Source organism: Fervidobacterium pennivorans DSM 9078 (genome assembly GCF_000235405.2).
Taxonomy (GTDB): domain Bacteria; phylum Thermotogota; class Thermotogae; order Thermotogales; family Fervidobacteriaceae; genus Fervidobacterium; species Fervidobacterium pennivorans.
Genome location: NC_017095.1, coordinates 1,403,109 through 1,415,243 on the forward strand (window position 1 = coordinate 1,403,109; position 12,135 = coordinate 1,415,243).

Sequence of the window (12,135 nt, forward strand, 5' to 3'; positions counted from 1 at the left end):
GTCTTCTCCTTCCTTATCATCTTTTCACAGCATTTGTTATGTATTGTTTGTTTTACTCTTCTTCATTCCGTACATCCTTTTATCGACTTCTTTGTAAACATCACCTATCGTCTCGAATTCTGAAATTTCTAACATACCATACGATATAGAAATATTCTTTTCTTTCAGCGCTTCCACTATTCTTTTCATTACCCGCTCAGCGTTTTCTACACCCGTTTCTGGTAAAACAAGAACAAATTCATCTCCCCCGTATCTTGCAACCACATCCATCGTTCTTATGTTTTTACATATTGTTTCAACTAAGGTTTTTAACACTTCGTCGCCATACACGTGTCCGTATGTGTCGTTAATTTTTTTAAATTCGTTAATATCCAGGAACACAACTGTTGCCTTAGCGTTTGTTCGCCTACATTTGTTCAATTCTTTTTCTAAAAATTGTTCCAAAAACCGCCTGCTGTATGCTCCAGTAAGATAGTCTTTTATCGATAGTTCGAAAAGTTTCGTCCTTTCTGTGTTCAGTTCATCCAGTATTTCGATAAACCTTAGTGCGAGGGATATGAAATGAGCTATCTTGTCAAAGATAGCAATCGTCGACTTTGAAAATTGGTCTTCGCCCTGCTTTTCGAACAAAATAACTCCTTTGATTAATCCACGAAATGATACTGGAACACCGTAAATTGTGAATACCTTGGTTGTGAACCGTCTTATATAGTAAAAGTCGTAACCATCACTTAAAGAGTTGTCTTTTTCAGAATTTCTGATATGGACTTTCAGACCCTTGTCAACTATATACCTGGACAATGTTTTTTCCTCTGGCTTTACAACGAAACCGCTTCTATCATCTTCGTCTGTATACTTGAAGTAAGGAAAGTAAAGTTCACCTGTCGGTTTTAGTATTCCTATTCCAATGATGTCAACAAGTCCGTGGTTGGCGAGTATTCTTTTGATATCTTCACCAACCTCGTACAAGTTTATAGTTTCTCTTGAAAAATGTTCACTAAAAATCTCGCTGAGCTCAGCTAATATAGTTACTTCTAAGTTCGATAGCTCGTTAGAAACATCTCTGGTTGTTAATACAACATACTCCTTGCCGTTGAGGTGCTTTCTGAAGTATTTTATTTCAAAATACTTCTGACCAACTTCTTTCCTCCACACTCTAGAGTATTCCGATACTTTTGCCTCGCGTTGTTTTTTAATTTCGTTTATCATATCATAAAAAACCAAATACTTTTCCGGGTGAGAAAACAATTCATCTAGTTCCTTTTTATCTCTTATCTCAATCCCTGCAAGAGCTGTATGCTCAAGTAAAATACTATTGATATACACCAACTCATTATCAATCCAGATTGCAATTCCCAGTTTTTCACCTTCTAAAACTATTCCCAATCCGCTTATAAATTCGTTGAGTGACTTTTCACTCTCTGTTTTCTCTTTCAGTTTGCGTCTATTTATCACAAAAAGAACAAATAAGATAGCGATAAGTAAGAAAAACGGAGCAAGAATAACTTTCAGCAGCATTTTACTCACTCCTTCAAAAAATAATGCCAAGGTTTTAAAAAAATCCCTTGGCATTATTTTATCACAAATATTTGAATTTTGATAACTCATCTATTACTCATCTATAACCAACTGTTTTTTGTACATCCTTGCATACAATCCATCGTTTTTCAAAAGTTCGTAGTGGGTTCCCTTTTCTAATACCACACCTTGGTCAAGTACGTAAATAACATCAGCGCTTTGGAGTACCTTAAGTCTGTGGGTTATTATTATCATCGTCGAACCTTTCATTTTACTTCTTAGAGTTTGAATAATCTCTTCCTCAGTTTCCGGGTCTACTGCAGACAAACAATCGTCAAATATGTAGACATCTGCCTTTTTCATCAATGCTCTTGCTATTGTCAACCTCTGTCTCTGACCACCAGAAAGCATCACACCGCGTTGTCCAACGATTGTATCGTATTTGTCGGGAAATTTTTCAACATCTTCTTCAACTGCTGATAATTTGATGTATTCTTTCACTTCTTCCAAGTCAAATTGCTCCATAGCAAATGCAACATTCTTCGCCACAGAGTCAGAGAAAAGAAAACTTTCCTGTGGGACATAAGAAATAAGTTCGCGGATATCGTATGAACGAATATCGTTGATATCTATCCCGTTGATAAAGACCTTTCCCCTGTCGACAGGGTAAAGTTTGCTGATGATTTTTACCAAAGTTGATTTCCCACTTCCTACAGTTCCGACAATACCAACGAACTGACCACGTTTCACCTCAAAATCAACGCCTTTTAATACATATCTCTCCGTTCCAGGGTATTTGAACCAGAGGTCTTTAACAGATATATCATCTATTCGATGTATTTCGACAGGCTTTTCTGGTTCTACCACTATTGGTTGCGCGTTGCTTATCTCTTTTAGCCTTTGCAGAGAGGCTCGTCCTTGTTGAATAACATTCATAACCATACCGTAAGCAGTAAGGGGCCAAATTAACATCCCTATGTAACTGTTGAAAGCAACGTAGTCACCAAGTGTAACCGTGCCTTTTATAACCATCGGTCCACCGACACTAAGTGCCAAGAAAAATGCAAGTGTTCCTATGAAATGGACTAGGGGCCACATAATACCCCATACGCGTATCAAAGACATCGTTGCTTTGAAATGTTCTTTTGCTTTTTTATCGAAAAGTTCTTCTATCTTTGGTAAAATAGAAAAGCTCTTTATTATCTTTATGCCATCCATAGTCTCTTCCGTATACCCACTTAGTTCCATGTAAACATCCTGTGCGTACCTCGACCTTCTAAAGATAAGCCTTCCGAAAAGCAGTGAGACCAAGATTATTCCCGGCAGCGGAATTAACGCAGTCAGTGTTAATCTCCAATTCGTAGATGTTGCCATGAAGAATATCGTCATTGAGCTCATAAAGAGTGCATCTGTTAATTGGACAACTCCTATTCCAAGCATCCTTTCTACTGTGCTCACATCGTTTGTAAAATATGCCATTATATCTCCCGAACGATGTTTATCAAAAAAATGCATATCCAAACTCAGAATCTTATCAAAAAGGTTCTTCTTTGCATAATAGTCAAAATAACGAGCACTTCCCATTATAAAATAACGCCACCAAAATCTACCAAATAGCATACCTAACGCAAGTGCAAGTATATTAAGGACAAAAAATCGCACTTCAGAAACATCTTTTATTGTCTGAAGCGCGTTAATGGCTTTCGCTATAACTTTGGGAACAAAAAGTTGGAGCATATCTATTACGATAAGCGATATGATGCCAAAAATGTAAAAATGCCACCTTTTTTTCAGAAATTCTCTGAACATGCGCATATCACTCCCATTCAAAATAACTAAGAAAGTTTGTTTTGCGAACGATATTATACCACACATTGTAAAAAAATGGAGCCCCAAAAATGGGGCTCCAACGATTTTTTTGTCAAATTTAATTACATTGGATAGTATCCTCTTTCTTTGACAGCGTTAGCAACTCTGCTAATTGCAACGATATATGCTGCAGTTCTCATATCTGTATTATATTTTTCCTTTGTCTTGTAAACTTCTGCGAATGCGTTGACCATCATCTTTGTAAGTTTCTTTCTGATATCGTCAATGTCCCAGAAGAATGTTTGCAAGTCTTGGACCCATTCGAAGTAAGAGACCGTAACACCACCAGCGTTTGCAAGGATATCAGGAACTATAAGCACGCCTTTCTTTATGAGTATTTCCTCTGCCTCTGGGGTTGTTGGACCGTTTGCACCTTCGACAATGATTTTTGCTTTGATGTTGTCTGCGTTCTTTTCTGTGATTGCATTTTCAAGTGCTGCGGGAACAAGGATATCAACATCGAGCTCGAGGAGTTCTTCGTTGGTAATTGGTTTTGCTTTTGGATATCCTTTGATAAGTCCTTTGTTTGCATCGCGGTAAGCAATAAGGTCATCGATATCAAGACCGTTTTCGTTGTAAAGTCCACCACTAACGTCACTGACAGCAACAATCTTTGCACCAAATTCTTCGCTCAAAATCTTTGCTGAATATGAACCAACGTTACCGAAACCTTGGATTGCTACTGTAGCTTTGGAGATATCTTTTCCAAGCACTTTGCAAGCTTCATTAGCTGTAATCGCAACACCACGACCTGTTGCTTCCGGTCTGCCTTCTGAACCACCAAGGTCAAGTGGTTTTCCAGTCACAACACCGAGTGCTGTGTAACCAACGTTCATACTGTAGGTGTCCATATACCATGCCATTATCTTTGCGTTTGTGTTTACATCTGGAGCTGGAATGTCCTTGTGAGGACCAACCATCATCTGAATTTCTGAGAAGAACCTTCTGCTGAGTCTTTCGAGTTCCTTTTCTGATAATTTTGTAACATCTACCCTAACGCCACCTTTTCCGCCACCATATGGGAGGTTCATAACAGCACATTTCCAGGTCATCCAGAAAGCAAGAGATGCAACTTCGTCGAGGTTCGTGTCAGGGTGATACCTGATACCACCTTTTGCTGGTCCTCTGGCTGTGTTGTGCTGGACCCTGTAACCTTCGAATATTTCTACTCTTCCATCGTCCATTACCACTGGGAAGTGAACTTCCAAAATCCTCTGTGGCCAAAGCAAGAAGTTACCGATGTTTGGGTCAAGTTCCATGAGGTCTGCCGCTTTTAAGAACTGTTTTTGTGCATTTTCATAGAGTGGTCCAAACGGTTTAAGGTTTCCCATCGTGCTCAGTTTCATCTTTTCACAACCTCCCTGGTTTTTAATGCTGGCGTGCCAATCTACCAGCGTTTTCCAATGTTTTGACACGTTTATTATTTCCAAGTCTATTATCTTTTAGCTTGACAAAACTATCAACTTTCATTTTGTGAAGGGTATCACATTTAGATTGAAAAAAGCCTAAAAATCTTCTTTTTTCTCTTAGATGTTTATTTATCTTTGTTTATGCATCTAAATGCTATAGTTGTTTGGAACCGATGTAAAATAATTTAGAACAGACCAATAATTTCCCCATTTTCGTTTATATCGATATTTACAGCAGCTGGCACTTTTGGAAGACCTGGCATAAGCATAATTTCTCCTGCTAAGGCAACCACAAATCCTGCACCGGCACTAATTTGGAAGTCTCTGATTGTAAATTCGTACCCTTTTGGTGCGTTTATCTTCTTTGGGTCATCTGAAATGCTGTTTTGTGTTTTCGCTATTATAACTGGGTAATTTCCAAACCCATTCTTTTTGAGCATGCTCAATTTTGACTTTGCTGTTTCTGTGTATGTAACCTTTCCTGCGCGATATATTTCTTTCGCTATCAGCTCTATTTTCTGCTCAACTGGTAAATCCATAGGAACCAGTGGCTTATAATTACTTGGTGTATTTTCTGCTATCTCCTCAACAGCTTTTGCAAGTTCGATAGCACCTTCTGAACCTTTTGCGTATACTTCATTAACCACACATTTAACCGGGCTGTTTTCCATCACGGCATCTATCTCTGCTTGAGTATCACTTTCAAATTTGTTGAGGGCAACAACAACAGGAACTCCGTATTTTTGCAAATTTTCAACGTGAACCTTTAAATTCTCCATACCTTTTATCACAGCTTCCACATCTTCTTTAGAAAGTTCTTCTTTAGCAATTCCACCGTGGTATTTCAGTGCTCTAATAGAAGCAACCAGAACAACTGCATCAACAAATAAACCTCCAGTCGGTGCCACAAAATCCAAGAACTTCTCCGCACCCAGGTCTGCTGCAAACCCGGCTTCGGTCACAACGTAATCGGAAAGCAGAAGTGCAAGTTTGGTTGCTATAAGCGTGTTAGTTCCATGGGCTATATTAGCAAAAGGTCCGCCATGAACAAAAGCCGGTGTGTTTTCAATAGTTTGGACAAGGTTCGGATTAATGGCATCTTTTAGTAAAGCAGCTACTGCACCTTGTACGCCAAGGTCTTTCACTCTGATAAGCCCTTTCTTTTCACTTTGTGCAATAACAATCTCTCCGATTCTTCTTTTTAAATCAGCAATGTCAGAGGCAAGACACAATGTTGCCATTATCTCGGAAGCGGCGGTGATTAAGAATCCATCTTCTCTTGGATATCCGTTCGCACTTCCGCCTAACCCCACCACAATTTGCCTAAGTGCCCTGTCGTTCATATCCATAGCACGTTTCCAGTATACCTTTCTTATATCTATTCCTAATTCGTTACCGTGATTTACATGCGCATCTATCATTGCTGAAATTAAATTGTGTGCTGTTGTAACTGCATGTATGTCTCCTGTAAAATGCAGATTTATGTCCTCCATAGGTAAGACCTGCGAGTATCCTCCACCGGCTGCCCCACCTTTAACTCCAAAAACAGGACCTAACGACGGTTCTCTCAACGTAACTATCGATTTTTTGCCAATTTTGTTAAGTGCCATTGACAATCCTATACTCGTTGTTGTCTTTCCCTCTCCAGCTGGAGTCGGTGTGATTGCGGTAACAAGTATCAATTTTCCCTTTTTCTTTCCTTGCTGCTCAAGTTCTTTTAAATACCTATGGTCAACCTTGGCGATGTAATTCCCGTAAAGTTTCAGTTTCTCCTCTGGAATACCCAAACTAAAAGCAATTTGCCTTATATCCTTCAGCTTAGCACTCTTTGCGATTTCAATATCCGACAGCATGCTATCACCTCCGTTTCTAAGTTTACCACACCTTTATTGTTATTAAAAGCACCGAAAGTCCCAGCAAAAGTGTTTTTTTCATGATTATTTTCGTATGTTTTTCACAATGTGTATGTGCTATTCAATTTTACTTTCAGATATGGTAAAATATTGAAAAACAAAAAGGAACAAGAAGCAGGAGGCTTGGTTTATGGCTGTAAAAACAAAAGAAGAAATTTTAAATGAAATAAAGCAAGTTGCAAATGAACACGGTAAAGACTTTGTTATAGCATTTTCTGGAGGGATGGACAGCACAGCTGCAGCGTTACTTTGTGCCGAGGCGTTGGGAAAAGAACACGTTGAACTTGTTCATGTTGTATATGGCCCTTACACGTATTCAAACGCTTTAAAGATTGTTTCTGATTTTGCGCAAAAGCACGGCTTTAAACTTACCTTTGTAGAAAATCTTGGACAAGAGAAGATTTGGAAAACGGGACCATCCTGTAATATGTGCACGAAAACGGTCAAAATGGGAACTGTTTTGAATTATGCAAAAGGTCGTATAGTGGTCACTGGCTCTAACTCATCAGATACTTGGGGTAAAACCGGGCTAAGGGTATTCAACGGGATGTATGCTCCACTCGGGGATTTAAGTAAAGACGAAATACGGGAAATTCTTAAAAGCTACGGAGTTACCATAAGAAGAATAGGGGAGCATTCGACAAGAGAAGGATGTAAATTGAAACATCTGTTGAAACCCATGACTAATCCTTCTTACCATGGACAAGCAACGGCTATTGCAAATGAATTGGTTTTGAAATATTTTCCGGAAGGTAACGAAATTGCAAATGTCAAGATTGTTGGTCCTTTATCAAAAAACATCGCAGTTATCAATGTTAAGCCTTTTAGAAACGAAGTCTACGCCCTTGCTGACGAATTGAGAAAGGTAGAAGTTATCGACGAAGTGATTGTCGCCGACAAACCATTGGTTTTAGTAGTTGTCGCCAATCCTTCGATTTATAGAGTCGAAGAATCGAAATTTTGGATAGCAGAAGGTAAACTTAAGCCTGAATTTGCAGTGCCTATCAAGATAGAATGGCATGAATCAAAAAACAACAAGCTCAGGACTTTTCACGTTGTGGAGGTGCGTGAATGGACGACTTACGAGAACGAGAAAGAAGAGTACTTGGAGAATTACAGGAGAAACTCGGGTATCATTTCAAAAATCCGATGCTCTTGTTCAATGCCCTCTGTCACTCCAGCTACGCCTACGAGGTAAATCAACTTGGAAGAGATGTAAAAAATAACGAAAGGCTGGAGTTTTTGGGCGATGCAGTGGTTGAACTTGTGGTCTGTGATATACTATATAACAAATATCCAGATGCAACAGAAGGTGAAATGGCAAAGACTAAGGGAGCCGTTGCCAGCGAAGAAGTTCTTACCGAGATTGCAAGCCAGTATGAACTCGGTAAGTACATCTTCCTTGGCAAAGGTGAGGAAAAGACTGGTGGGCGAACACGAAGTAGTATAATAGCAGACACGTTCGAAGCAGTTTGCGCAGCAATTTACCTTGACGGTGGATTAAAAAAAGTGATGGAAGTATTCGGTGAAAAGTTCGAAAAGGCTATAGAAGTTTTCCTTACCGGTCAACGTATCTTTGATTACAAAACGGCTTTGCAAGAGATAACCCAGGAAAGGTATAAGGAATTGCCTGAGTATAGAACCGTTAAGCAAGATGAAAACGGTAGGTTTGTTGTTGAATTGTATCTCCAAGGCCAAAAAGTTTCGACAGGTACCGGAGCATCAAAGAAAGATGCAGAAAAAGATGCAGCCAAAAAAGCCTATGAAATATTGACAGCTACTAATGAAAGCTCTTCTAACTCCAATTAATTGATTAAAGATATTGATAACAACCGGGGTGATAAAAATCGACATTGGAGCATTATTGAAAACTTTCGAGGACTATCTGACACATGTAAGAAGAAGTTCCGAAAATACAGTTAAAGCATATATGAAAGACATAAAAAGGTTTTTTGATTACTTGGGAAAATCTCCCAAGCAAGTAGAACGTGCCGATGTTGAAAGGTTCATAAAAGCACTCTCCAAAGGGGAAATCACAGGAGAGGTAGTTGCTGAATCAACCGTCTCAAGGTATATCTCTTCGCTTAGGACTTTTTTTGATTACCTTGAACTCATTGGTGTTGTTGAGGAAAACCCTATGGAGAGAGTCCGTCATCCACGATTGAGGAAAAAGATACCAAGCTTCTTAACACTTGAGGAAGTTAAGGCTCTTCTTTCCGTCTACGATGAGGAAAAAAAGCTAAAATATAAAGCCATACTTTCACTTTTATATTTCTGCGGACTTAGGGTAAGTGAGCTTTGCAACTTACGTGTTGAAGATGTTTCGTTCTATCCACCGTATGTCAAAGTCGTAATGGGTAAGGGAAATAAAGATAGACTCGTGCCAATAAGCGAAAACATCGTCCCACTTCTTGAAAAATACGTGGAAAGGTATAAACCAAAGATTTATTTCTTTGAAAACAAAGGTCAACCACTGCATCCATCAACAGTTTTCAGAATTGTCAAACGAGCTGCACAAAAAGCAGGGATAACAAAACACATACATCCACATACACTAAGACATACATTTGCTACACATTTGGTTATGAATAACGTTAACGTGAAAATAGTTCAAGAATTACTCGGGCATGCAAACCTGAGCACCACAAGTATTTATCTGCACGTTGCAGATAAAGAGAAATTCGATGCGGTGAAAAAGTTGGTTATATGAGAAATATGGAATAGAAAGAGGGTATTATTTTTGGATACGCAGGAAACCGGAAAAAGCTCGTATGAGCTAAAGATTATTGATAACGTCAACTCACGAGTTACCCAAAAAACCGAAGCTTTCGAAGAACCTGGAAAATACGATTGTAAAAAGTTCATATCAGAAATAGAAGTGCTCCTTGGAAGACAACTTACAAATAAGGAGAAAGATGTGCTTTGCCGTGCTTTCGATATGGCAGAAATCGCTTACCAAGGTCTTTACAGAAAGTCAGGTGAGCCTTTCATAACCCATCCAATAGAGGTGGCAAAGATAATAGCTTCATTAAAACTTGACGCGGATAGCATAGTGGCCGCACTATTGCACGATGCCATCGAAGATAGTGAAGGTCGAGTAACTTACGAGATGATAGAAAAGAACTTCGGAAAAGAGATTGCTCAAATAGTTGACGGGGTTACAAAAGTTAGTAGAATAAACGCTCCAGTTGGAAATATCGAGCAAAAGAAGAAGCTTGAAACTATTCAGAAAATGCTTTTTGCAATGGCAGAGGATATAAGGGTAATATTTGTTAAACTTGCAGACAGACTCCATAATATGCGCACAATAGATTTTGTTGAAGAGGAAGAAAAAAAGCGATACAAAGCGATGGAAACACTGGAAGTATATGCACCTATCGCTCACAAGCTTGGTATAAACGTTATTAAGTCTGAACTGGAAGACCTGAGTTTTAAGGTCCTGCATTACGATGAATATCAAAAGATAAAACAGTTGGTAGCACAAAAGAAAGTGGAAAGAGAGGAGAGGTTAAAGAGTTATATCCAGCAATTGCAAACCGCTTTTCAGGAACATAATATCGATGCGTTAGTTGAAGGAAGGTACAAACACTATTATAGCATTTGGAAAAAGATGATCCAGAAAGGCAAAGATTTTAATGAACTTTACGATTTAATGGGGTTACGTGCTATCGTTTCAGATGTTACAACATGTTACACGGCTGTTGGTGTTGTTCATAACCTTTGGGTCCCACTACCGGGAAGGTTCAAAGACTACATTGCCGCTCCAAAATCGAATGGATACAGGTCTATCCATACAACTGTCATTACCCAATTTGGAGAACCATTAGAAATTCAGATTCGTGATAAACAAATGCACGAAGAAGCTGAATACGGTCTTATCGCCCACTGGGCATACAAAAGTGGTGAAGGGATTGTAGATATAAAACAAAAATGGATTTTGAGACTTGCCGAATGGCGTAAAGAACTTTCACAGGGATACGCCAGCCTGGAAGATTTAAAAAAGGAATTGCAAATGTCAGAAGTTTTTGTTCTAACACCAAAAGGCGAAATAATTCACCTACCGTACGGTGCAACACCCATAGATTTTGCTTACGCAATCCACACAGAGATAGGTCACCATTTTGCGGGTGCAAAGGTCAACGGAAAAATAGTGCCTATCGATTATCAATTAAACAATGGAGATGTTGTGGAAATCATTGTCAACAAATCATCGCCAGGTCCGAGCCTTGATTGGTTAAGATACGCGAAAAGCCCACGAACAAAGGCAAAAATTAAGAGGTTCTTTAAAGAAAAAGAAAGAGAACAACTTATCGAAAGAGGGAAAGACGTTCTTAGAAGGGTAGCTAAGAAGTTAAACATCTCTATCGAAGAACTCTTACAAAAACCAGAGATAAAAAAATACTTGACCGCACACCAAATTGACGAGGAAGAATTCATCACCAGGCTTGGAGATAAAACAATCACTCAAGATGAATTGATGTTGATAGTAGGTTTTAAAGAACAACCCAAAAAGAAGGTAACAAAAGCAAAGAAAAAATCACCTGCATCACTTGTGATTGTTGACGGACTTGAAAGTCTTGAAACACTATTTGCAAAATGTTGTAACCCAATCCCAGGTGATAAAATAGTCGGAGTTGCAAGTAAACGGGGCATTGTAATACATAGGTCCAATTGTCAAAATGTTGTAGGACTCGGACCGGATAGAAAATTCCCAGCTCTTTGGCGCTCGGATGTAACAGCCCAGTTTGGTGTCTTAGTAAAGATGGAACTTGATAAAAAAGAAAGAGTTCCAGAGTTGCTTTCAAAGACTATGGAAAGAAAAATCGAAGTAAAAAACTTTAAGTTTGAAGCTATAGGAGATGATTTTGTGATAATATCACTTAGTGTTATCGTTAAGTCGCTTGATGAACTCGAACAAATAATGGACTACTTCAAATCATCACCAGGCGTTAGAAAGGTGGTTCGAGGATAGATATGCGCGCTGTTGTTCAGAGAGTTACAAAAGCGAGTGTTACAGTAGACAACGAAGTTGTTGGAAGAATTTCAAATGGTTTAGTTATTTTGCTTGGTGTAGGAAAAGATGACAACGAGGAAGATGCCAAATACTTGGCAGAGAAAATCGTGAACCTAAGGATTTTCGACGACGAAAACGGTAAAATGAATCTTTCACTGTTAGATGTCAAAGGGCAGGCACTTATTATTTCTCAGTTCACACTTTACGGTGATTGTCGCAGAGGTCGCAGACCATCGTATTCTGACAGCGCTCCACCAGATTTAGCAAAGGCTTTGTACGAAAAGTTCATCGAACTGGTAAAAAGCTACGGTGTTCATGTGGAAACTGGAATATTCGCCGCACACATGCTTGTGGAAATACATAACGACGGTCCAGTAACGTTGTTACTTGATTCCAAAAAGGTGTTTTGAAT

At 39.0% G+C, this 12,135-nt stretch carries 9 protein-coding genes; 5 read left to right on the forward strand and 4 right to left on the reverse strand.

Annotation, left to right across the window (positions count from 1 at the left end):
- Positions 1–36: 36 nt before the first annotated feature.
- The 4 genes from FERPE_RS06645 to FERPE_RS06660 all read right to left on the reverse strand — a co-directional run bounded on the left by FERPE_RS06645 (position 37) and on the right by FERPE_RS06660 (position 6,649).
- Entirely contained in the window at positions 37–1,518 is a 1,482-nt protein-coding gene (locus FERPE_RS06645; protein ID WP_014451870.1) for a sensor domain-containing diguanylate cyclase, read from the reverse strand.
- Positions 1,519–1,611: 93 nt separating this feature from the next.
- Positions 1,612–3,327: an ABC transporter ATP-binding protein gene (locus FERPE_RS06650; protein ID WP_041262858.1), complete on the reverse strand. Its 1,716-nt coding sequence runs from the start codon at positions 3,325–3,327 to the stop codon at positions 1,612–1,614.
- 122 nt (positions 3,328–3,449) lie between these two features.
- Complete coding sequence (locus FERPE_RS06655; protein WP_014451872.1) at positions 3,450–4,733, reverse strand: Glu/Leu/Phe/Val family dehydrogenase; 1,284 nt, start codon at positions 4,731–4,733, stop codon at positions 3,450–3,452.
- Between the two features lie 248 nt (positions 4,734–4,981).
- Complete coding sequence (locus FERPE_RS06660) at positions 4,982–6,649, reverse strand: formate--tetrahydrofolate ligase (protein WP_014451873.1); 1,668 nt, start codon at positions 6,647–6,649, stop codon at positions 4,982–4,984.
- 190 nt (positions 6,650–6,839) lie between these two features.
- Between FERPE_RS06660 and FERPE_RS06665 the strand changes: the two genes are divergently transcribed.
- From FERPE_RS06665 to dtd, 5 genes are all read left to right on the forward strand, one after another.
- Positions 6,840–7,907, forward strand: coding sequence for an adenine nucleotide alpha hydrolase family protein (locus tag FERPE_RS06665; protein ID WP_041262859.1), 1,068 nt, complete (start codon positions 6,840–6,842; stop codon positions 7,905–7,907).
- Complete coding sequence (rnc, locus tag FERPE_RS10385) at positions 7,859–8,518, forward strand: ribonuclease III (RefSeq protein ID WP_245530451.1); 660 nt, start codon at positions 7,859–7,861, stop codon at positions 8,516–8,518. Before FERPE_RS06665 ends, rnc begins: the two co-directional genes overlap by 49 nt.
- A 55-nt stretch (positions 8,519–8,573) precedes the next feature.
- Positions 8,574–9,419 carry a site-specific tyrosine recombinase/integron integrase gene (xerA, locus tag FERPE_RS06670; RefSeq protein WP_014451875.1) on the forward strand — a complete coding sequence of 282 codons (846 nt, stop codon included), beginning with the start codon at positions 8,574–8,576 and terminating at the stop codon, positions 9,417–9,419.
- A gap of 168 nt (positions 9,420–9,587) precedes the next feature.
- Entirely contained in the window at positions 9,588–11,681 is a 2,094-nt protein-coding gene (locus FERPE_RS06675; RefSeq protein ID WP_372589601.1) for a RelA/SpoT family protein, read from the forward strand.
- Positions 11,682–11,683: 2 nt separating this feature from the next.
- A complete protein-coding gene (gene dtd, locus FERPE_RS06680; RefSeq protein ID WP_014451877.1) occupies positions 11,684–12,133 on the forward strand; it encodes a D-aminoacyl-tRNA deacylase in 450 nt (149 codons plus the stop codon).
- Positions 12,134–12,135 lie beyond the last annotated feature (2 nt).